This is a genomic window from Microbacterium arborescens, assembly GCF_049707515.1.
In the GTDB taxonomy this organism is placed as follows: Bacteria; Actinomycetota; Actinomycetes; order Actinomycetales; family Microbacteriaceae; genus Microbacterium; species Microbacterium arborescens_B.
In genome coordinates this window covers 297,144-318,187 of the sequence record NZ_JBNAFI010000002.1, presented here as the reverse complement: position 1 = coordinate 318,187, position 21,044 = coordinate 297,144, and the positions used below count along the sequence as shown (strand labels likewise).

The 21,044-nt window shown below is 70.1% G+C and carries 18 protein-coding genes; 6 read left to right on the top strand and 12 right to left on the bottom strand.

What is annotated here, in order from left to right:
* The first annotated feature begins 302 nt into the window (after window positions 1-302).
* Together ACPYN5_RS05475 and pknB are read left to right on the top strand one after the other, a co-directional pair.
* Window positions 303-1,223 carry a LysM peptidoglycan-binding domain-containing protein gene (locus ACPYN5_RS05475; protein ID WP_424448243.1) on the top strand — a complete coding sequence of 307 codons (921 nt, stop codon included), beginning with the start codon at window positions 303-305 and terminating at the stop codon, window positions 1,221-1,223.
* 87 nt (window positions 1,224-1,310) lie between these two features.
* Window positions 1,311-3,266: a Stk1 family PASTA domain-containing Ser/Thr kinase gene (pknB, locus tag ACPYN5_RS05470; RefSeq protein WP_424447971.1), complete on the top strand. Its 1,956-nt coding sequence runs from the start codon at window positions 1,311-1,313 to the stop codon at window positions 3,264-3,266.
* 99 nt (window positions 3,267-3,365) lie between these two features.
* Here pknB and ACPYN5_RS05465 read toward each other — a convergent pair whose 3' ends face one another.
* The 4 genes from ACPYN5_RS05465 to ACPYN5_RS05450 form a co-directional block, all read right to left on the bottom strand.
* Window positions 3,366-4,286: a hypothetical protein gene (locus tag ACPYN5_RS05465; RefSeq protein ID WP_424447970.1), complete on the bottom strand. Its 921-nt coding sequence runs from the start codon at window positions 4,284-4,286 to the stop codon at window positions 3,366-3,368.
* A gap of 134 nt (window positions 4,287-4,420) precedes the next feature.
* Window positions 4,421-5,755 carry a class II 3-deoxy-7-phosphoheptulonate synthase gene (locus ACPYN5_RS05460; protein ID WP_424447969.1) on the bottom strand — a complete coding sequence of 445 codons (1,335 nt, stop codon included), beginning with the start codon at window positions 5,753-5,755 and terminating at the stop codon, window positions 4,421-4,423.
* A gap of 46 nt (window positions 5,756-5,801) precedes the next feature.
* The gene (locus ACPYN5_RS05455; protein ID WP_424447968.1) at window positions 5,802-6,491 is read right to left on the bottom strand and encodes a lysophospholipid acyltransferase family protein; all 690 of its coding nucleotides are present in this window, start codon (window positions 6,489-6,491) and stop codon (window positions 5,802-5,804) included.
* Between the two features lie 3 nt (window positions 6,492-6,494).
* The gene (locus ACPYN5_RS05450; protein ID WP_424447967.1) at window positions 6,495-7,427 is read right to left on the bottom strand and encodes an ROK family protein; all 933 of its coding nucleotides are present in this window, start codon (window positions 7,425-7,427) and stop codon (window positions 6,495-6,497) included.
* A gap of 143 nt (window positions 7,428-7,570) precedes the next feature.
* Here ACPYN5_RS05450 and ACPYN5_RS05445 point away from each other — a divergent pair, with 143 nt between their 5' ends.
* A complete protein-coding gene (locus ACPYN5_RS05445; protein WP_424447966.1) occupies window positions 7,571-9,406 on the top strand; it encodes an AMP-dependent synthetase/ligase in 1,836 nt (611 codons plus the stop codon).
* A gap of 64 nt (window positions 9,407-9,470) precedes the next feature.
* Here ACPYN5_RS05445 and def read toward each other — a convergent pair whose 3' ends face one another.
* Genes def through ACPYN5_RS05430 form a run of 3 tightly spaced genes read right to left on the bottom strand, consistent with a single transcriptional unit; the run spans window position 9,471 to window position 15,175 of the window.
* Window positions 9,471-9,962, bottom strand: coding sequence for a peptide deformylase (def, locus tag ACPYN5_RS05440; RefSeq protein ID WP_424447965.1), 492 nt, complete (start codon window positions 9,960-9,962; stop codon window positions 9,471-9,473).
* A 1-nt stretch (window position 9,963) separates the two neighbouring features.
* Window positions 9,964-11,718: a MinD/ParA family ATP-binding protein gene (locus ACPYN5_RS05435; protein WP_424447964.1), complete on the bottom strand. Its 1,755-nt coding sequence runs from the start codon at window positions 11,716-11,718 to the stop codon at window positions 9,964-9,966.
* Window positions 11,719-11,767: 49 nt separating this feature from the next.
* Complete coding sequence (locus ACPYN5_RS05430) at window positions 11,768-15,175, bottom strand: pyruvate carboxylase (protein ID WP_424447963.1); 3,408 nt, start codon at window positions 15,173-15,175, stop codon at window positions 11,768-11,770.
* Between the two features lie 90 nt (window positions 15,176-15,265).
* On the opposite strand from ACPYN5_RS05430, the gene ACPYN5_RS05425 reads away from it, so the two are divergent.
* On the top strand, window positions 15,266-16,087 hold the full coding sequence (locus tag ACPYN5_RS05425; protein WP_424447962.1) for a ParA family protein: 822 nt from the start codon (window positions 15,266-15,268) through the stop codon (window positions 16,085-16,087).
* Window positions 16,088-16,163: 76 nt separating this feature from the next.
* On the opposite strand, the gene ACPYN5_RS05420 is transcribed toward ACPYN5_RS05425, so the two are convergent.
* From ACPYN5_RS05420 to ACPYN5_RS05410, 3 genes are all read right to left on the bottom strand, one after another.
* Window positions 16,164-16,709, bottom strand: a complete 546-nt coding sequence (locus ACPYN5_RS05420; RefSeq protein ID WP_424447961.1) for a MerR family transcriptional regulator — start codon at window positions 16,707-16,709, stop codon at window positions 16,164-16,166.
* 99 nt (window positions 16,710-16,808) lie between these two features.
* The gene (ftsR, locus tag ACPYN5_RS05415) at window positions 16,809-17,489 is read right to left on the bottom strand and encodes a transcriptional regulator FtsR (RefSeq protein ID WP_424447960.1); all 681 of its coding nucleotides are present in this window, start codon (window positions 17,487-17,489) and stop codon (window positions 16,809-16,811) included.
* Complete coding sequence (locus tag ACPYN5_RS05410; protein WP_424447959.1) at window positions 17,486-17,980, bottom strand: FHA domain-containing protein; 495 nt, start codon at window positions 17,978-17,980, stop codon at window positions 17,486-17,488. The genes ftsR and ACPYN5_RS05410 overlap by 4 nt, the downstream gene beginning before the upstream one ends.
* Before the next feature lie 107 nt (window positions 17,981-18,087).
* Here ACPYN5_RS05410 and ACPYN5_RS05405 point away from each other — a divergent pair, with 107 nt between their 5' ends.
* Window positions 18,088-18,642 carry a copper resistance CopC family protein gene (locus tag ACPYN5_RS05405; RefSeq protein WP_424447958.1) on the top strand — a complete coding sequence of 185 codons (555 nt, stop codon included), beginning with the start codon at window positions 18,088-18,090 and terminating at the stop codon, window positions 18,640-18,642.
* Between the two features lie 9 nt (window positions 18,643-18,651).
* On the top strand, window positions 18,652-20,052 hold the full coding sequence (lpdA, locus tag ACPYN5_RS05400; RefSeq protein ID WP_424447957.1) for a dihydrolipoyl dehydrogenase: 1,401 nt from the start codon (window positions 18,652-18,654) through the stop codon (window positions 20,050-20,052).
* A 105-nt stretch (window positions 20,053-20,157) separates the two neighbouring features.
* On the opposite strand, the gene ACPYN5_RS05395 is transcribed toward lpdA, so the two are convergent.
* Together ACPYN5_RS05395 and ACPYN5_RS05390 are read right to left on the bottom strand one after the other, a co-directional pair.
* The gene (locus ACPYN5_RS05395; protein WP_424447956.1) at window positions 20,158-20,790 is read right to left on the bottom strand and encodes a CYTH domain-containing protein; all 633 of its coding nucleotides are present in this window, start codon (window positions 20,788-20,790) and stop codon (window positions 20,158-20,160) included.
* Window positions 20,780-21,025, bottom strand: a complete 246-nt coding sequence (locus ACPYN5_RS05390) for a response regulator (protein ID WP_424447955.1) — start codon at window positions 21,023-21,025, stop codon at window positions 20,780-20,782. Before ACPYN5_RS05390 ends, ACPYN5_RS05395 begins: the two co-directional genes overlap by 11 nt.
* Window positions 21,026-21,044 lie beyond the last annotated feature (19 nt).

Sequence of the window (21,044 nt, the reverse complement as noted above, 5' to 3'; positions counted from 1 at the left end):
GACACCCCGTGCGCCGCGAGCCGACCCCTCCCCTGCACCGCTCACGAACCCGACTGTGGGGAGCGGCAGCACCCGCCGTCGTCGGCTCCATCGCCCTGAGCCTCACCGCGCAGCCGGCTGTCGCCGCACCGACCATCGAGACCGGTCACCGCGACGGAGCGCTGGGTTCGTCGTTCGGCCCGGCGCGCGCGACTGCAGCCGCTGTCCGGCCGCTCGCCGATCGCCCCGCGGAGCACACCGTGGCCCTGGGCGACACCATCAGCCGGATCGCCGCGGCTTACGGGCTCCGTACGGTCGACCTCCTGGCGTGGAACGGCCTCGACTGGTCGTCCGTCATCCGTCCGGGCGACCGCATCCGCCTGAGCGCGGCGACCGCCGCACCGCCGGCATCCCCCGCCGCCCGGCCGACCGTCGCTGCTCTGACCCACGCCGTCTCGACCGGCGACACCCCCTGGTCGATCGCGCGGACGTACGGCGTCGGCGTCGGGGCGCTCCTGGAGGCCAACGGGCTCGGCGGCGACGCGGTGATCTTCCCCGGCCAGACCCTCGACATCCCGGGGCCGGCATCGGGCAGTGCTCCTGCCGCACCCGTGGCGATCCCCGCGGCGCAGGCGACCCCCATCGCCGCGGCGACCCACACCGTCGTTGCCGGCGACACCCTGTCGGCGATCGCCGCGGCGCACGGGCTCGGCCTCGACGCGGTGCTGGCCGCGAACGGGATGAATCGATCCTCGATCATCTACCCGGGACAGGCCCTCGTCATCCCGGGCGCGGCCGCGGCACCGGCCGTTCAGACCGCCGCTCTCCCCGACCTCGGCCTCGACGCGGAGCAGATCGCGAACGCGAAGCTCATCATCCAGGTGGGACGCGAGCGCGGCGTGCCCGACCGCGGGATCGCCATCGCGCTGGCGACGGCGATGGTCGAATCGTGGATCCGCAACCTCGACTGGGGCGACCGGGACTCGCTCGGCCTCTTCCAGCAGCGTCCGAGCACCGGATGGGGAACACCCGAGCAGGTGCGCGACCCGGCTCGATCGATCGCGACCTTCTACGGCGGAGCCGCCGACCCCAACGGTCCCGCGACCCGCGGACTGCTCGACATCCCGGGCTGGGAGGACCTGTCGTTCACCGACGCCGCGCAGGCCGTCCAGATCTCCGCCTACCCCGATCGTTACGGCGAGTGGGAGCAGCAGGCCTACCGGTGGTTGGCCGCGCTCGGTTGACGTCGACTCCAACCGGAACCGGGGTCACAGGGGCCCGGGGGTGAGCCGTTGCCCGGGCTCGCAGCATCCGCTCCGTAGAATCGCTGCGTGAGCATGAGCCAGCAGACCGACCCGCTGATCGGCCGACTGGTCGACCAGCGGTATCGCGTCCGCGCTCGCATCGCCCGCGGCGGCATGGCGACGGTGTACGTCGCCACCGACCTGCGCCTCGAACGTCGCGTCGCACTCAAAGTGATGCACGGGCATCTCTCGGACGACTCGGTGTTCCAGAGCCGCTTCATCCAGGAGGCTCGCTCCGCCGCCCGCCTGGCCGACCCGCACGTGGTCAATGTCTTCGACCAGGGCCAGGACGGCGAGATGGCCTACCTGGTCATGGAGTACCTCCCGGGGATCACGCTGCGCGAGCTGCTGCGCGAGCAGAAGCGCCTGACGATCCCGCAGACGATCACCATCATGGACGCGATCCTGTCGGGCCTGGCCGCCGCCCACCGCGCCGGCATCGTGCACCGCGATGTCAAACCCGAGAACGTCCTGCTCGCCGAGGACGGACGCATCAAGATCGGCGACTTCGGCCTCGCTCGCGCCACGACGGCGAACACCGCGACCGGCCAGATGCTCCTCGGCACCATCGCCTACCTCGCACCCGAGCTCGTCACACGGGGCACCGCCGACGCCCGCAGCGACATCTACGCCCTCGGCATCATGCTCTACGAGATGCTCACGGGTGAGCAGCCCTACAAGGGCGAGCAGCCGATGCAGATCGCCTATCAGCACGCGACCGACTCGGTTCCCCGCCCGAGCGCGAAGAACCCCGGCGTACCCGAGCAGCTCGACGAGCTCGTCCTGTGGGCGACCGAACGCGAGCCCGACGAGCGTCCGCTCGATGCGAAGGTCATGCTCGAACGCCTGCGCGAGATCGAGCGCGAGCTCGGCGTCTTCCCGCAGGTCGTCCGCACGGCTCCGTCCGGCGCGTCAGCGGTCGTCATCGATGACGACGGTCAGGGATCGGGCGAACTCACCAAGGTCATGCCCGGAACGTTCACGGCACCACCCGTGACCACGGACGTCGACAACGCCACGCGGCTACGGCAGCACACGCGCCGTAATCGCGCGAAGGGCGCCTGGCTTCTCACGATCGTCCTCCTGCTGGCCGCCCTCGCGGGCGGCACCGGCTGGTGGTTCGGCTCGGGCCCCGGCTCGCTCGTCGCCGTGCCCGACGTGCGCGGCACGACCTTCGCCGAGGCGGAGGCTGCGATCGCGGCACAGGGACTGCGAGCCGAGCAAGCCGGAGAGAACAGCCTCGACGTCGCTGAGGGGCTCGCGATCCGCACCTCCCCCGACCCGGGCGCGCGTCTCGACCGCGATGCGGTCGTCACCGTGATCGTCTCGCGCGGTCCGGCCGAGGTGTCGATCCCCGCGCTGTCGGGTCAGACCGAGCAGGCCGCCCGCGAGCTGCTGCGGCAGAACGTCGTCGCGGTGGCGGACGACTCGGATGCCGAGTTCGATCCGAACGTCGCCGAGGGCACCGTCATCCGGGCTTCCGGAACGCCGGCGGCGGGCGGGGATCCGATCGACTGCTCGAACGGCTGCACCCTTCGCCAGGGCGATTCCGCCGCACTGCTGGTGTCACGGGGCGCCGTACCCGACGTCACCGGCCAGAGCGTCGACCGCGCCACCGGCACGCTCACCGACGTCGGTCTCGAGGTCTCGGGCGACACTCTCTCCGAATCGAGCGAGCGCATCGCCAAGGGCGACGTCATCGGGATAGCCGAGCGCGGCGGCGAGGGCAACTGGCGGCCCGGCGATGTCGTCACGCTCATCGTCTCGAGCGGTCCTCCGCTCTTCGAGGTCCCGGGCGTCGTCGGCCAGACGCGCGACACCGCCGCGCAGACGCTCCGCGACGCCGGTTTCGAGGTCAGCTACTCCGCCCTGTGGAACATCTGGCCCGACGGGCTGACCGAGGTCACGGCGCAGGATCCGGCCAGCGGCAGCAAGCACGTCCGCGGCACCACCGTCACCCTGCAGATCACCGCCACGGGCTGACCCGCCCCACCGGCGCACGGCTCGCTCGAGAGCTCAGGAATGCACGGTTCGGCATCTCCGGCACCGTGCGGATGCGCGTCCTCGCCGCCTTGCGAACGGTCAGGCGAGAGCACGACGGATGCGCGCGGCCAGCGCCCGGGCGTCGTCGTCGAGGTCCCCGGCTCCGACGAGGATGACGCGGTACCCGGCATCCTCGAGAAGCTGCACGCGCGTGAGGTCCTCGAGCCATCGTCGCCGCGACGAGCGATGCTCATCCCCCTGGTACTCGAGCAGCAGCCGATGCTCGGGCCAGCCCAGGTCGGCATGCCGCACGCCTGCAGCCGTGTCAACCGCGACCTGCACCTGCGGTTCGGGAATCCCCGCGTCGACGAGCGCGACGCGCAGGAGCGACTCCTGAGGCGAGTCCACCGGCGAGCGTGCCCGGTCGAGCGCAGCTCGCAGCGACCGGGCTCCGCGCGCGCTACCCCGGGCGACGACGGCCGCCACCAGTTCGGCACGCGTCGCGAGCGGACGCGTGCGGCCTCGCTCGCCGCGCCGCCCGCTGAGCAGGAAGTCGGCCGTCGCGACGAGCCATCGCCCGTCCAGGGCCTGCGGACCGACCGCGAGCCGGCACCAGGTTTCGGTCGGCGACAGGACGGGTACGCCGTCGACGTCCCCGCGTTGGAGGACGAGTCCCGTCCGCGAGCCGATCACGCCGGGTCGCCGCATCGCTGCTCCGCCGCCCGTCGTGACCACGTCGAGCATCGGCGGCGTCGAGGCCCGGGGCAACGGCATCCCCCACAGAGCCGCCGCCGTGCGCCCGGAGAACAGCTGCTCCGGGCCGAGCGCGGGCAGGAGCAGTCGGCAGCGCCCGAGCGTGTCGTCATCGTCCCCGGCTTCGAGCGCGGCGTAGATCCCGTGATGCGGATGCCGCAGGTCGGCGGCCCGCAACCTGCCGCGGCTCACGCCGAGCACGCGAGCCTCGTCCGTGGCGAACGGCTGTCGGGCGATGTCTCGTGGCAGCGGCGCTCGGCGGTTCACCCGCCCACGATCCCCCACCGACCCCGCTGATCCCGCGTTCTCCCCAGCACGAAATGCCGAGAGCGCACATCTGCACGGTGGGGAGACCCCATAACTGTGCAGACGTGCGCTCTCGCGCAGCAGAAGGCGGAAGCTCAGCGCTTCTCGAGCTCCTCAGCCACGAGGAAGGCGAGCTCGAGGCTCTGCATGTGGTTCAGACGCGGGTCGCAGAGACTCTCGTAGCGGGTCGCGAGGGTCGCCTCGTCGATCATCTCCGAGCCGCCCAGGCACTCGGTGACGTCATCGCCGGTCAGCTCGACGTGGATGCCGCCGGGGAACGTGCCGACCGCGCGGTGAGCCTCGAAGAAGCCACGCACCTCGTCCACGACGTCGTCGAAGCGACGCGTCTTGTAGCCGGTCGGCGTCGTGATGCCGTTGCCGTGCATCGGGTCGGTGACCCACAGCGGCGTCGCGCCCGAGTCCTTGACGGCCTCGAGCAGCGGCGGCAGCGCATCGCGGATCTTTCCTGCGCCCATGCGGGTGATGAACGTCAGGCGACCCGGCTCGCGCTCGGGGTCGAGCTTGTCGATCAGCGCGAGGGCGGTGTCGGTCGACGTCGTGGGGCCGAGCTTCACGCCGATCGGGTTGCGGATCTTCGAGAAGTAGTCGACGTGCGCGCCGTCGAGCTCGCGGGTGCGCTCGCCGATCCACAGGAAGTGCGACGAGGTGTTGTACGGGGTGTTCGTCCGCGAGTCGATGCGGGTCATCGGGCGCTCGTAGTCCATGAGCAGACCTTCGTGGCCCGTGTAGAACTCGACGCCGCGCAGCTCGTCGAAGTTGGCTCCCGCCGCCTCCATGAACTTGATGGCGCGGTCGATCTCGCCGGCGAGGCCCTCGTACCGGGCGTTGGCCGGGTTCGAGGCGAAGCCCTTGTTCCACGAGTGCACCTCGCGCAAGTCGGCGAAGCCACCCTGCGTGAACGCACGGATGAGGTTCAGCGTGGATGCCGCCGTGTGGTAGCCCTTGAGCAGGCGCGCGGGATCGGGCTGCCGCGACGCGGCGGTGAAGTCGTAGCCGTTGACGATGTCGCCACGGTAGGCCGGAAGCGTCACGTCGCCGCGCGTCTCGGTGTCGCTCGAGCGGGGCTTGGCGAACTGACCGGCCATGCGGCCCATCTTCACGACGGGCATCGACGCGCCATAGGTCAGCACGACCGCCATCTGCAGCACGGTCTTGATGCGGTTGCGGATCTTCTCCGCCGTCGCGCCCGCGAAGGTCTCGGCGCAGTCACCGCCCTGCAGGAGGAAGGCCTGCCCGGATGCGGCGCGCGCGAGGCGCTCACGGAGGTTGTCCACCTCACCGGCGAAGACGAGGGGCGGAAGCGTCGCGATCTCTGCGGACACCGCAGCGACGGCGTCGGGGTCGTTCCACGCCGGCTGCTGCTTGATGGGAAGATCGCGCCACGTGTCGAGTGAATCCAGCGTAGGCACGGCCCAAGTCTAGTGCGCGGGCGGCAGCCCACCGGCCGTGTGACGGTCAGGCCTGCCGAGCGGCTGCACGCTCCTTGACCGAGGACGCGTAGACGTCTTCGTATTCCTGCTCGCCGAGGCGCTGCAGCGCGACCATGATCTCGTCCGTCACCGACCGCAGCACGTACCGGTCGCCCTCCATGCCCTGGAAGCGCGAGAAGTCGAGCGGCTCGCCGATGACCATCCCGACGCGCCCGACCCGCGGGATGCTGCGCCCGATGGGCATGACGGCGTCGGTGTCGACCATGACCACGGGGATGACGGGCACGCGGGCTTCGAGGGCCATGCGCGCCAGACCCGTGCGGCCCCGGTAGAGCTTGCCGTCGGGACTCCGCGTGCCTTCGGGATAGATGCCGAGGAGGTCACCGCGCCCGAGCACCTGGAGACCGGTGTTGAGCGAGGCCTCCGAGGCCTTGCCGCCGGTGCGGTCGATCGCGATCTGACCGGTCGCCTTCATGAAGACGCGGGTCGCCCAGCCCTTGATGCCGGTGCCGGTGAAGTAGTCGCTCTTGGCGAGGAACGACATCGGCCGGTCGATCATCAGCGGCAGGAAGATCGAGTCGCTCACCGACAGGTGGTTGCTGGCGAAGATCGCCGCACCCGACGCCGGGACGTTGCGCCGCCCCACGATCCACGGGCGGAAGATCGCCTTCACGACGGGTCCGATGAAGATGTACTTCATCAGCCAGTAGAACACCGCTCACCGCCCCCCGGCCAGATCGGCGACGCCGATCAAGCCGGCGTCGTTGCCGAGGGTGGCGATCGCGAAGTCCGCCGGCGCCGCGTTCTCGCCGCCCGGAAGCGCAGCCCGATACGACGCTCGCACGGGCGCGAGGAGCGTCTCGCCCAGCTGTGCGACGCCGCCGCCGATGACGAAGATCTCGGGGTCGAGGGTGGCCTGGAATCCGCCGGCCGATTCGCCGAGCGCCGTCGCGACCCGTTGCAGCGCTTCGAGGGCACCCGGATCGTCGGCGAGGATGAGGCGGGAGATGGCATCGCCCGGGATCGAGCCGTGCTCGTCGCGGACCTGCGCGAGACCGGCCCCGAGCTGGGGATCGTCGGCGATCGCGATGGCCTCGCGCTGCAGGGCGCGTCCCGAGGCGTACTGCTCGAGGCATCCGTGCAGGCCGCAGCCGCACAGGCGACCGCCGCGTTCGAACCGGACGTGACCGAGCTCGCCCGCAGCGCCGCGTCCCCCGATCAGGAGCGCTCCGTCGATGATCACCGCTCCCCCGACACCGGTGCCGAGGGTCAGCATGACCATGTTCGAGCTGCCGCGCCCGGCGCCGAAGCGGTACTCGGCCCATCCGGCGGCGTTCGCGTCGTTCTCCAGCACCACCGCGACACCCACGCGCGCCTCGAGCTCGGCCCGGAGCGGGTGCTCGACCCAGTCGATGTTCGGCGCGTGGCGCATGATCGAGCGGGTGCGGTCGAGGAACCCGGCTGCGGCGACACCGACCGCGGTCACGTCGTGCGAGGCGCGGAAGTGCCGCGCCATGTCGGCGACGGCGTCGGCCAGCGCGTCGGTGTCGGCCGGGGTGTCGACACGGATGCGGTCGACGATCGTGCCGTCGGCCGACACCACGCCTCCGGCGATCTTGGTGCCCCCGATGTCGATGCCGATGTTGAGCACGCGCGGTCCTTTCCGTCGGCCGTCCGGCGGCGACCCGGAAAGTCTAGTGGGGCGCCGTGTCGACGCGCGGGCTCAGCGGGCGGGCGCCCGATAGAGTGGCCGTACCCTGCCAGACGCTTCCGGTACCGAAGGAGTTGCCGCCCATGAGCGCCGTCCAGTTCGAAGTCCCCGCGATCGTTCCCGCCGATCCCGAGGCCAACATCACCGACCTCCTGGTCGACCGGGTCACCGCGACCCCGTCGCGCGCGCTGTTCGCCGTGCCGCACGACGGAGGGTGGCGGGACATCTCCGCCGCCGAGTTCCAGCGCGAGGTCGTCGCACTGGCCAAGGGCTTCGTCGCCGCTGGCGTCGAGCCCGGCGATAAGGTCGCGTTCGTGGCGCGGACCACCTACGACTGGACGCTGGTCGACTTCGCCCTCTTCTTCGCGGGCGCCGTGATGGTGCCGGTGTACGAGACGAGCTCGGCATCCCAGATCGGCTGGATCCTGAGCGACTCGGGTGCCACCTTCGCGATCGCCGAAGCCGCGGAGCACGCCCAGCGCATCGACGAGATCCGCTCGACGGTGCCGCTCGTGCGCGAGGTGTGGGTGATGGGGTCGGGCGACCTCGACCGGCTGCGGACCGCCGGCGACGGTGTGACCGACGACGAGATCGAGCGGCGCCGCAATCTCGCCGTCGGCTCGGACATCGCAACCCTCATCTACACGTCCGGCTCGACGGGACGCCCGAAGGGATGCGTGCTCACCCACAGCAACTTCGTCGAGCTGGCTCGCAACTCCGGCGAGGCGCTCAAAGAGGTCGTCAACCATCCCGGTGGCGCATCCACGCTGCTGTTCATCACGACGGCACACGTCTTCGCACGCTTCATCTCGATCCTCAACGTCCACGCCGGCGTGAAGACGGGACACCAGCCCGACACCAAGCAGCTACTGCCGGCGCTGGGCACGTTCCAGCCCACGTTCCTGCTCGCGGTGCCCCGCGTGTTCGAGAAGGTCTACAACTCCGCGGAGCAGAAGGCCGAAGCCGGCGGCAAGGGCAAGATCTTCCGCGCGGCCGCACAGGTGGCCATCGACCACTCACGGCTGCAGCAGGAGGGCAAGAGCGTCCCGCTGCTGACCAAGCTGAAGTTCCGCCTCTTCGACAAGCTCGTCTACAGCAAGCTCCGCACCGCGATGGGCGGCCGGGTCGTCTACGCCGTCTCCGGGTCGGCTCCGCTCGGTCCGCGACTCGGCCACTTCTTCCACAGCCTCGGTGTGACGATCCTCGAGGGCTACGGGCTGACGGAGACGACGGCTCCCGCGACGGTGAACCTTGCGACCAAGTCGAAGATCGGCACCGTCGGACCAGTCCTGCCCGGCGTCGGCGTGCGCCTCGGCGACGACGGCGAGGTCGAGGTTCGCGGCATCAACGTGTTCGCGGAGTACTGGCGCAACCCCGAGGCCACCGAAGCGGCCTTCGACGACGGATGGTTCAAGACGGGCGACATCGGCTCGTTCGACGACGAGGGCTTCCTGACGATCACGGGGCGCAAGAAGGAGATCATCGTCACCGCGGGCGGCAAGAACGTCGCCCCCGCGGTGCTGGAGGACCCCATCCGCGCCAACCCGATCGTCGGGCAGGTCGTGGTCGTCGGCGACCAGAAGCCGTTCATCTCCGCTCTCGTGACCCTCGACCCGGAGATGCTGCCGACCTGGCTCGCCAACAACGGACTCGCCGGCGAGATGACGCTGGCCGAGGCGGCGAAGGACCCTCAGGTGCGTGCCGAGGTGCAGCGTGCGATCGACGACGCCAACCGCAACGTCTCGCGCGCCGAGTCCATCCGTAAGTTCACCATCCTCGACACCGAGTGGACCGAGGCGAGCGGGCACCTGACGCCGAAGATGAGCATCAAGCGCAACGTCATCCTCACCGACTTCTCGGGTGCGATCTCCGACATCTACGACGAGCCGGTGAAGACGAGCAACGTCTCGCTCGGCTGAACCGTCGCGGATCGAAGCGGGGCCCGGCCGGTCGAACACCTGCCGGGCCCCGCTTCTGCGTGATTCAGAACCAGGACGACTCGCGCACCTCGCGCATCGCGATACGGCGCTCGGCGGGCGAGAGCCGATCGAGGTAGAGGATGCCGTCGAGGTGATCGCACTCGTGCTGCAGCGCCTGCGCCATCAGGCCCTCGCCCTCGAGGACGACCTCGTCGCCGTCGAGGTCCATGCCGACCGCACGGGCGTAGGGGTGACGGAGGGTGTCGTGCCACAGGTTCGGAACCGACAGGCACCCCTCACCGATCAACGACGGCTCGCCCGACACCTCGACGAGGCGCGGATTGAGGATGTAGCCGATCACGCCGTCGACGTTGTAGCTGAACGCGCGCAGCCCGACGCCGATCTGCGGCGCCGCCACTCCGGCGCGGCCGGGAAGTTCGACGGTGTCGAGGAGGTCTTGCACGAGCGAGCGCGTGCCCTCGTCGATCGTCTCGATCGGGGCGGCCTGCGACTTCAGAACGGGGTCGCCGAAGAACCGGATCGCGCGGACCGCCATCTCAGGCCCCCGCGCCCGCTCGCAGTCCTTCGACCACGCTCGCGGCGAGCTTGCGCGCCGCCTCGCGGGTCGCCGGGTCGAGGTCGCGGAAGGACACGGCGCTTCCGGCGGCGAGATGGGCGTCGTACGGGATGCGCAGCACCGACCGCACGCGGGTGGCGAAGTGGCTCTCGAGCTCGTCGGCACGCACCATCGGGGTGCCGGGCCGCGACGTGTTGAGCACCACGACAGCGTTCTTCACCGCCTCGGCGAAGCCGTTGGACTCGAGCCACGTCAGGGTCTCGGACGCGAGACGTGCCTCGTCGACCGAGAGTCCCGCCACCACGACGATCTGGTCGGAGAGCCCGAGGGTGGCCCCCATCACCGAATGGACGATGCCGGTGCCCGTGTCGGTGAGGACGATCGAGTAGTAGTGCGCTGCGATGGAGGCGACGTCTTCGTAGTCGTGGTCGCTGAAGGCCTCGGAGACGTGCGGATCGGTGTCCGACGCGAGGACGTCGAGACGCGTCTCGTCTCGCCCCACGATCGCCGACAGATCGTTGAAGCCGACGACGTCGCCGCGCGTGCGGGCGAGGTCGCGCACCGTCTTGCCGCTCGAGCGACCCACGCGGTCCGCGAGCGTCCCGCGGTCGGGGTTCGCGTCGATCGCGATGACCCGGTCGTCCCGGGCGTCGGCGAGGGCCATCCCGAGCAGAGTGGTCACCGTCGTCTTCCCGACACCGCCCTTGCGCGAGAGCACCGGCACGAACTTCGCCCCACCCGCCAGCGGCGCGGAGATCCTTCGGTCGAGTTCCTTGCGCGATCGAGCGCGCTTGCCGTCACCCAGATTGATGCGGTGGCCCGAGACGGTGTAGACGAAACGCTGCCAGCGCCCCTCCGGCTCGGCTCGGACGACCTGCGAAGGGTCGAGCAGGCGCTCGGCCGTCAAGAGGTCGGCGGACTCGCGCCCGGGCTCGAGATCGCCGATGCGACGCGACTGGAGCAGGGGCTCCGCCGGGCGCGCGACCTGAACGCGCTCGTTGGCGTGGCGCACCTGCTCGGCCGCTTGATGGGCCTGACGCCGGGTCGAGGGCACGGTGCCGGTGATCGGGGTCGACGTCGGCACGACCGTCGCCACGATGACGCCGCTGGCGACGGCCTCGGAGTGCGCCGCACCCGGGGCCTCGCGCTCGACCGGGTCAACCGATTCCGCTGCGCGTGCGGCCGCCGTGCCGGCTTCCGCGGGTCCGTCACGGTCGGCGGAGTCCGCGTCGTCGTCGACCGTCGCGGTGACGACGTCGTCAGGTGCATCCGCGGCACCGGCGGACTCGGCCGACTCGTCTGCGGTGTCGGCCTCGTCATCGTCGAGCGAGTCGGATGCGCCACGGGGCTCGGAGCGGTCGTCGTCCGCCGCGACGTCGCGATCCGCCAGCGATCCGTCGAGCTCGCCGGCATCATGCGCCGCATGCGTCTCGTCGACCTCGCCGACACGCGCCTCGGCCTCGTCGTCGGCCGACTGGATGTCGTCGTCCTGCGGCTCGGCGGACGACTCGTCGGTCTCGATGCCCAGCGGGATGTCGCCGGTCGCCAGCTGATCGTCGACGACCTCGCCGTCGATGACGTCGTCGTCATCCAGGTCGTCGTCGCCGACCGGCAGTGCGACGTCGACCTGCGCCGTGCCGCCGATGATTCCGATGGCCGTCGTGTGAATGCTCTCGCTGTCGGCGAGGACCGCGGGATCGGTCTCGTCGGGCTGATTCTCGTTGTGCTCAGGCATGGTTGCTGCGTCCACTCCAGGGTCTCGAGCTCACGCCCGACCCCTTAGGCTACTCGCCGGGCCGGACGACGACCAAAAGATCCCCCGCCTCGACCTGTGCTGTAGCACTCACCACGAGGCGCTCCACGACACCCGCCACCGGTGCCGTGATGCCCGCCTCCATCTTCATCGCCTCGATGGAAGCGACCGGCTCTCCGGCTGCGACGATGTCGCCCACGGCGACTTTGAGGGTCACGACCCCGGAGAACGGTGCGGCGACCTGACCGGGGATCGATGTGTCGGCCTTCTGCGCCGGCCGCGCCTCGACGCTGATGGAACGGTCGCGCACGAACACGGGCCGCAGCTGCCCGTTGAGGGTCGCCATGACCGTGCGCATGCCCTTGTCGTCCGCCTCGCCGATCGCCTCGAGTCCGACGTACAGCTGCACGCCCTTCTCGATCTCGACCACGTGCTCGGCGCCGGGGACGAGCCCGTACAGGTAGTCCGCCGTGTCGAGCACGCTCAGGTCGCCGTACACGTCGCGCACCCGGTCGAACTCCTGCGTCGGCCCCGGGAAGAGCAGGGAGTTGAGGGTGCGCCGCCGCGTCGTCGAGTCGGACGCCAGGGCGGACGCCTGCGCCGACGAGAGCTCGGCGACTCCGGACCGCACCGTTCGCCCGGCCAGCACCTTCGACCGGAACGGCTCGGGCCACCCGCCCGGCAGGTCACCGAGTTCACCCGCCATGAAACCGACGACCGACTCGGGGATGTCGTAGGCGCCCGGGTCTGCGGCGAAGGCCGCCGGGTCGGCCTTGACGGCCGCGAGGTGCAGCGCGAGATCACCCACGACCTTCGACGACGGGGTGACCTTGGGCACACGGCCGAGGATCTGGTTCGCCGCCGCGTACATGTCCTCGATGAGCTCGAAGTCACCGGCGAGCCCCAGCGCGATCGCCTGCTGGCGCAGGTTCGAGAGCTGCCCGCCGGGGATCTCATGGCGGTAGACGCGTCCGGTGGGTCCGGGCAGGCCCGATTCGAACGGCCGGTAGATGTGCCGCACCGCCTCCCAGTAGGGCTCGAGGTCCGACACCGCGTCGAGGTCGAGCCCGGTGTCGCGGTCGGTGTGGGCCAGGGCTGCGACGAGGGCCGACAGCGACGGCTGGCTGGTCGTGCCGGCCATCGGGGCCGACGCCGCGTCGACCGCATCCGCGCCCGCGGCACTCGCGGCCAGAAGCGTCGCGAGCTGCCCACCGGCGGTGTCATGGGTGTGCACGTGCACGGGTACGTCGAACCGTTCGCGCAGGGCCGAGACCAGTCGCGACGCTGCGGCCGGCCGCAGCAACCCCGCCATGTCCTTGATCGCGAGGACGTGGGCTCCCGCGTCGACGATCTGTTCGGCCAGGCGGAGGTAGTAGTCGAGTGTGTAGAGGTCTTCCGCCGGATCGTTGAGGTCGCCGGTGTAGCACAGCGCCACCTCGGCGACGGTCGACCCGGTCGCGAGGACCGCGTCGATGGCGGGTCGCATCTGTGCGACGTCGTTGAGCGCGTCGAAGATGCGGAAGATGTCGACACCGGCATCCGCCGCTTCGCGGACGAACGCCTCGGTGACCGCCGTCGGATACGGCGTGTAGCCGACGGTGTTGCGCCCGCGCAGCAGCATCTGCACCGCGACGTTCGGCAGGGCGGAGCGGAGCTTGTCGAGCCGCTCCCAGGGGTCCTCGCCGAGGAAGCGCAGGGCGACGTCGTAGGTGGCGCCACCCCACGCCTCGACCGAGAGCAGCTGCGGCGTGAGCCGGGCGACGGCCGGTGCCACCGCCACCAGGTCCTTCGTGCGCACGCGGGTCGCGAGGAGCGACTGGTGGGCGTCGCGGAAGGTCGTCTCGGTGACCGCCAGCGACGTCTGCGCACGCAGGGCCTCCGCGAACCGCACCGGCCCGAGCTCGAGCAGTCGCTGGCGTGATCCGGCAGGCGGCGGTGTCGTCAAGTCGAGCCGCGGCAGCTTGGTACGCGGCTCGACCGTCGTCGGCGCGGAGCCGTACGGTCGGTTGACGGTGGTGTCGGCCAGCCAACCGAGGATCTTCGAGCCGCGATCCTTCGAGGTCCGCCCCGCGAGCAGCTCGGGCCGCTCATCGATGAACGCCGTGCTGAGGTCGCCCCGGGCGAAGGACGGGTCGTCGAGCACCTGCTGCAGGAAGGGGATGTTGGTGGAGACGCCGCGGATGCGGAACTCCGCGAGAGCGCGGCGCGAGCGCACGACGGCCGCACCGAAGTCACGCCCGCGACAGGTGAGTTTGGTGAGCATCGAGTCGAAGTGCGGACTGATCTGCGAACCGGCGGCGGTCGTGCCGCCGTCGAGACGGATGCCGGCGCCACCGGGCGACCGGTAGGTGGTGATCTTGCCGGTGTCGGGACGGAACCCCTGCGCCGGATCCTCGGTCGTGATGCGGCACTGGAGCGCCGCGCCGCGCAGCTGGATGCTGTCCTGCGTCAGTCCCAGCTCGGCGAGCGTCTCCCCCGCCGCGATCCGCATCTGCGCCTGCACGAGGTCGACGTCGGTGACTTCCTCCGTCACCGTGTGCTCGACCTGGATGCGCGGGTTCATCTCGATGAAGACGATCTCGCCCGTGCGCGGACCGGCGGTCTCGAGGAGGAACTCGACGGTGCCGGCGTTCTCGTAACCGATCGAGGTCGCGAAGGCGATCGCGTGACGGTGCAGGTCGGTCCGCGTGGTGTCGTCGAGGTTCGGCGCGGGAGCGATCTCGATCACTTTCTGGTGGCGTCGCTGGACGGAGCAGTCCCGCTCGAACAGATGCACCGTCTCACCGGCTGCGTCGGCGAGGACCTGCACCTCGACGTGGCGCGGACGCTGCACGGCCTGCTCGAGGAAGACGCGCGCGTCGCCGAACGCACTGCCGGCCTCGCGCATCGCCTCGGACAACGCGGGAGCCAGCTCGTCGGGGGTCGCCACGCGCCGCATCCCCCGTCCGCCGCCGCCGGCGACGGCCTTGACGAAGATCGGGAAGCCGATGTCGCCGGCTTGGGAGACGAGGACGTCGATGTCGTCGGAGGCCTCGGTCGAGCGCAGCACCGGGACACCGGCGGCGACGGCGTGGGCCTTCGCGGTGACTTTGTTCCCCGCCATCTCGAGCACTCGCGCCGAGGGACCGATGAAGGCGATACCGGCAGCGGCGGCGCGGGCGGCGAGCTCGGGGTTCTCGGAGAGGAATCCGTAGCCGGGGTAGATCGCGTCCGCCCCGCTTTCACGCGCGACGCGGATGATCTCGTCGACGTCCAGATAGGCCCGAACCGGATGGCCCTTCACGCCGATCTCGTACGCCTCGTCGGCTTTGAGCCGGTGCAGCGAGAACCGATCCTCGTGCGGGTAGACCGCGACGGTTCGCGCCCCCAGCTCGAATGCGGCTCGGAAGGCGCGGATGGCGATCTCTCCGCGGTTCGCGACAAGGATCTTCCGGAACATGCTCACCTCGCAGGAGTGAGTCGCACGGCAACGGCACCGCGCGAGGGCTCGAATACCCTCACAGCCTAGGGGACGGTAACGTAGAGCCTCGTGCACGTACTCTCCGTCAGCTCGCTCAAGGGCGGGGTCGGCAAGACGACGGTCACCCTGGGGCTCGCATCCGCCGCGTTCGCCCGCGGAGTCCGGACGTTGGTCGTCGACCTCGATCCGCAATCCGACGTGTCGACGGGGATGGACATCCAGGTCGCCGGTCGTCTCAACGTCGCCGATGTCCTCGCCAATCCGAAGGAGAAGGTGGTCCGCCAGGCCATCACCTCCAGCGGGTGGGCGAAGGTGCATCCCGGCACGATCGATGTCCTGATCGGCAGCCCGTCGGCCATCAACTTCGACGGACCGCACCCCAGCGTGCGCGACGTCTGGAAGCTCGAAGAGGCGCTCGCGACGATCGAAGCCGACTACGACCTCGTCCTGATCGACTGCGCCCCGTCGCTCAACGCCCTCACGCGCACCGCGTGGGCGGCGAGCGACCGGGTCATCGTCGTGACCGAGCCGGGGCTGTTCTCGGTCGCGGCCGCCGACCGCGCCTTGCGCGCGATCGAGGAGATCCGTCGTGGCCTCTCCCCCCGCCTGCAGCCGCTCGGCATCGTCGTCAATCGCGTGCGCCCGCAGTCGATCGAGCACCAGTTCCGCATCAAGGAGCTCCGCGACATGTTCGGGCCCCTCGTGCTCTCACCACAGCTGCCCGAGCGCACGTCGTTGCAGCAGGCTCAGGGCGCCGCCAAGCCGCTCCACATCTGGCCGGGAGATTCCGCGCAGGAGCTCGCGTCCGACTTCGACGCTCTCCTCGACCGCGTGCTGCGCACCGGCCGCATCCCCGTCGCCGGCGAGGCACCCACCGCTGCGTCGAGCTGAACGACCGGCTCGCGCCCCACAGACGAAACCCCGGCCGCACCTCAGGTGCGCCGGGGTTCTGAGTATCGGAAGCGGCTCAGGCGCTACGGACCGAGCGACGTGCGGCGAGCTCGTCGACGGGGTCGGGAGCCTGCGGATCGAACTCCACCAGGGTGGACTCGACCTCGCGCAGCACCTTGCCGACGGCGATCCCGAACACGCCCTGGCCACGGCTGACGAGGTCGATCACCTCGTCGTTCGACGTGCAGAGGTACACCGAGGCGCCGTCGCTCATGAGCGTCGTGCCCGCGAGGTCGCGGATTCCGGCAGCGCGGAGCTGATCGACGGCGATCCGGATCTGCTGCAGCGAGATGCCGGTGTCGAGCAGGCGCTTGACGAGTTTGAGGACCAGGATGTCGCGGAAGCCGTAGAGCCGCTGCGAACCCGAGCCGCTGGCACCGCGCACGGTCGGGACGACGAGTTCGGTCCGCGCCCAGTAGTCGAGCTGGCGGTAGGTGATCCCTGCAGCACGGGCGGCCTGCGCTCCGCGGTAGCCGGCTTCGTCGTCCATCTCGGGAAGACCGTCGGTGAAGAGGAGGTCGGTCGTGAACCGCGTCTCGCCGAGCGAATCATGCGCGGTCATCTGGTCCTCCTGCCGGACGGTCGGGTTGGTTCAACGCTAGATGAGGGATGCCGCTGCGGCAACGACATCCGTTCCGAGTATGCGGCGTGTCGCGCCGGCTCACCTGACGAGTCGGTCGATGGCGGTCTGGACGAAGGCGGAACGGACGTCGTCGAGCCGGCGCACCAGCTCGGGAGCGAGCTCGTGAGCTCGCCCGCGTGAGGTCGAATCGGTGCGGCGGAGCAGAGGCGCGAGCGCCGTCTCGACGAGCGCCACGTCGCGCTCAGCCGCCTGGCGCACCGTGCGCAGGTGCCGCGGGCCGATCCCGTGGCGGTCGAGGGCGACGAGGGTGCGCATGAGAACCAGGGCACGCTCGTCGTAGGTGTCGGCTGCGGGCAGCAGGCCCGCCGAGACGGCGTCGCCGAGCAGGGTCGCGCTCGCTTCGGCCTGATCGATCAGCTCGTCGCGGCGGTAGCGACGATGCTGGACGATCGACGCCGGCAGAGCGGGCGGAGTGCCTTCCGCTCCGGGGGTGTCGAGATACTCCCGGATGCGGGCCAGTGGCATGTAGTGATCGCGCTGCAACGTCAGAGCCGTGCGCAGGCGTTCCACATCGGCGGGTGAGAACTTGCGGTATCCCGATCCGGTGCGCGTAGGCGTGACGATCCCCTGGTCCTCGAGGTATCGCAGCTTGCTGGAACTGAGCGCCGGGAACTCCGGGCTCAGCCGAGCGAGCACCTGGCCGATGCTGAGATGACCCGCCGTCGCGGACCGACTGCGGGCTGCGGGGGCGGCGCTCACGCGCCGTTCGCCGCGGCGCGATCGAGGGGCGAGACGAAGAAGTTCAGGCGGAACTTGCCGACGCGCAACTCTGCGCCGTCGGAGAGGACGGCGCGATCGACGCGCTCGCCGTTGACGTAGGTGCCATTGAGTGACCGCTGATCGACGATCTCGAACGTCGATCCCGTGCGCGTGATCTCGGCGTGCCGACGCGAGACGGTGACGTCGTCGAAGAAGATGTCCGCCTCGGGGTGGCGGCCGACGGTCGTGACGTCGGTGTCGAGCAGATACCGTGCGCCGGCCGTGGGGCCGGAACGCACCAGAAGCAGCGCCGCGCGCTCGGGCAACGCCTGGATGGCATCGCGCTCCACCGCCGTGAGGTCGGCCCCGAACGGCACGAACGACAGATCCAGGTCGTGCCCGAACGTCTGCGTCGTGTCCGAGGAACCGCTGTGCGGCGTACGGTCGGGTTCGCGTCGGATGTCGTCGACGTCTCGATCCTTTTCGTCCACAGTGTCCTCCTCTTCCGGGCCAGCCTAACGGATCGGCGACCGCTCGCGAACGCGATTGCGAGACCCTCTCACCGCGTTCATACCTCCCCGCGGATAGGGTCGGTGCGATGTCTGCACGCACCTCACCTCTCCGTACGCGTCTGCTCGTGGCCGCTGGCCTCGTCCTCGGTCTGGCAGCCGCCTCTTCGGCGTCGCCCGCGCTCGCCCATGACGAGCTGCTGGCCTCGGATCCGGCCGCCGACTCGACCGTCGCCGCGCTCCCGGACGAGGTGACACTCACCTACAGCGGCGTGCTGATCGACGAGGCCGGGGCCAACGCGATCTCCGTCACCGACGCCGCGGGCACCGAGCTCGCCGACGGAGTGCCCGTGCTCGACGGCACGACCGTCACCCAGGCTCTCAGCGGCGGGAGCCAGGGGCCGATCACCGTGCGCTGGCGCGTGGTCTCGAGCGACGGCCACCCGATCTCGGGCGAGTACTCCTTCACGGCGGGTGACGCGGCCGCAGCCCCCACGGCCCCCGGGGACGCGACGGCCGAGAGTGCGGCGGACGAGGGGCTCCCGGCGGCGTTCTGGATCGTGGTGACGGTGATCGCGGTCGCCGGCGTCATCGCCCTCGTCGTGGCGTTGATCGCGGCGTCTCGGCGACGCACCGAGGACTAGGCTGGGAGCATGCCTCACTACAACGTCGTCATCCTCGGCGCGGGCCCCGGCGGGTATGTCGCAGCTGTCCGCGCTGCGCAGCTCGGACAGTCCGTCGCGATCATCGAAGAGAAGTACTGGGGAGGCGTCTGCCTCAACGTCGGCTGCATCCCCTCGAAGGCGCTGCTGAAGAACGCCGACCTGGCGCACACCTTCAAGCACAAGGCCGACATGTTCGGCATCAGCGGCGATGTGCACTTCGACTTCGGCACCGCCTTCGACCGCAGCCGGAAGGTGGCCGAGACGCACGTCAAGGGCATCCACTTCCTGATGAAGAAGAACAAGGTCACCGAGTACGAAGGTCGCGGATCGTTCGTCGACGCCAAGTCGATCCAGGTGACCAAGGCCGACGGCTCGCAGGAGACGGTGACGTTCGACAACGTCATCATCGCGACCGGCTCGTTCGTCCGCCTCCTCCCCGGCGTTCAGCTGAGCGACAACGTCGTGACCTACGAGGAGCAGATCCTCACGCGCGATCTGCCGAACTCGATCGTCATCGTCGGCGCAGGCGCCATCGGCATGGAGTTCGCCTTCGTGATGTCGAACTACGGCGTGAAGGTCACGATCATCGAGTTCCTCGACCGCGCCCTCCCGAACGAGGACGTCGAGGTCTCGAAGGAGATCCAGCGTCAGTACAAGAAGTACGGCATCGACATCCTCACCTCGACCAAGGTCGAGCAGATCGACGACTCCGGCGACAAGGTCACCGTGTCGTACTCGGCGAATGCCGACGGCGCGAAGGGTCAGATCGAGGCCGACAAGGTGCTCATGTCGATCGGCTTCGCTCCGCGCGTCGAGGGCTTCGGTCTGGAGAACACCGGTGTGAAGCTGACCGAGCGCGGCGCGATCGACATCGACGACCACATGCGCACGAACGTCGAGGGCATCTACGCCATCGGCGACGTGACCGCCAAGCTGCAGCTGGCGCATGTCGCCGAGGCACAGGGCGTCGTGGCGGCCGAGACCATCGGCGGCGCCGAGACGCAGACCCTCGGCGACTACCGCAACATGCCGCGCGCCACCTTCTGCTCGCCGCAGGTCGCATCGTTCGGCCTCACCGAGCAGCAGGCCCGCGACGCCGGCTACGACGTCAAGGTCGCGAAGTTCCCGTTCTCGGCCAACGGCAAGGCGAACGGCCTCGGCGAGCCCGTCGGTTTCGTGAAGCTGATCGCCGACGCGGAGCACCTCGAGCTCCTCGGCGGCCACCTCATCGGCCCGGACGTGTCGGAGCTCCTGCCTGAGCTGACCCTCGCGCAGAAGTGGGACCTCACCGCGCTCGAGGCCGCCCGCAACGTGCACACCCACCCGACGCTGTCGGAGGGCCTGCAGGAGGCGTTCCACGGACTCGCGGGACACATGATCAACCTCTGACGCTCGCCGTCAGGAACACGAACGCACCGCTCGGCTACGGCCGGCGGTGCGTTCGTGTTCGTGTTCGTGCATCGATGTCCCGTGTCGGCGAGACGTCGAGGCGGTTCAGCGTCCGAGTACGCGCGCGAGCTTCGACCCGGATGCCGCGGGGGCTCCCCCGACGGATGCCACCAGGTCGTCGGCCGCGGCGAAGAGCGCCGCGATCCCTTCGGCACTCGCGGGTGCCGCTGGTCCGAGCTCGAGTTCCCATTCACGCCACGAGCTGGAACGACCGGTTCGCTCGTCGGTCGCGGTCACCCGGTCGTCGACGAACTCCGCGATCATCGCACCGCGCTCGTCGCACAGCGCGTGCGCGGTGCGCGAGTTGCGGATGCGCGCGATGACCTCGAACGGCGGCTCCGCGACCTCCGCCACCTCTCGCAGGACGGCGTCGGGAACCTCCAACGGCGCCTCGTCGTCGATGTCGTCGAGTGGCCAATGCGTCTCGAGCTTGCCCTCCGGGGTGGACCGCTTCACGTGCCACCCCTCGTCGGGACCCCCGGTCCGGCGTCGAAGCGCGGTCAGTGCCGTCGCCAGCCGACCGTCGGCCGTGTCGAGGTAACGCGCGTCGAGCTCACGCGGCTCGGCGTCACCGACCGTGACGACGCCGGGCAGCGTCGACCAGTCGGGCAGCGGCGTATCCGGACCGACGTCGTACTTCCGCTCGACCTCGAGCGAGCTGCGGGGCTCAGTCGTCACTGGTCACGCGGTCGTCTCGTTCGTCGGTCGAGGGGTCGATGTCTCCCTCGGCCTCGACGAAATGGAACTCCGACGACGTCGGGCCGTCGTCATCGCCGGTGTTCTCAGGCTCGCCCGCCCGCTCGTACACCACCTGTGTCTCGCTGTACGGAAGGATGAGCCGGTCCGACGCGTCGTCGTCCAGCGGAAGGGTCTGCCCGTCGAGCGGACCACCGTGCAGTCGTGCAATAGCCATGTTCTGACCTCCTGTCCCC

What these genes read in the sequence shown, in the direction of transcription:
- ACPYN5_RS05445 (WP_424447966.1), top strand. Translation starts at nt 7,571, where the DNA reads ATGAGCGCCGTCCAGTTCGAAGTCCCCGCGATCGTTCCCGCCGATCCC.
- def (WP_424447965.1), bottom strand. Translation starts at nt 9,962, where the DNA reads ATGGCGGTCCGCGCGATCCGGTTCTTCGGCGACCCCGTTCTGAAGTCG.
- ACPYN5_RS05435 (WP_424447964.1), bottom strand. Translation starts at nt 11,718, where the DNA reads ATGCCTGAGCACAACGAGAATCAGCCCGACGAGACCGATCCCGCGGTC.
- ACPYN5_RS05430 (WP_424447963.1), bottom strand. Translation starts at nt 15,175, where the DNA reads ATGTTCCGGAAGATCCTTGTCGCGAACCGCGGAGAGATCGCCATCCGC.
- ACPYN5_RS05420 (WP_424447961.1), bottom strand. Translation starts at nt 16,709, where the DNA reads ATGACCGCGCATGATTCGCTCGGCGAGACGCGGTTCACGACCGACCTC.
- ACPYN5_RS05405 (WP_424447958.1), top strand. Translation starts at nt 18,088, where the DNA reads ATGTCTGCACGCACCTCACCTCTCCGTACGCGTCTGCTCGTGGCCGCT.
- lpdA (WP_424447957.1), top strand. Translation starts at nt 18,652, where the DNA reads ATGCCTCACTACAACGTCGTCATCCTCGGCGCGGGCCCCGGCGGGTAT.
- ACPYN5_RS05390 (WP_424447955.1), bottom strand. Translation starts at nt 21,025, where the DNA reads ATGGCTATTGCACGACTGCACGGTGGTCCGCTCGACGGGCAGACCCTT.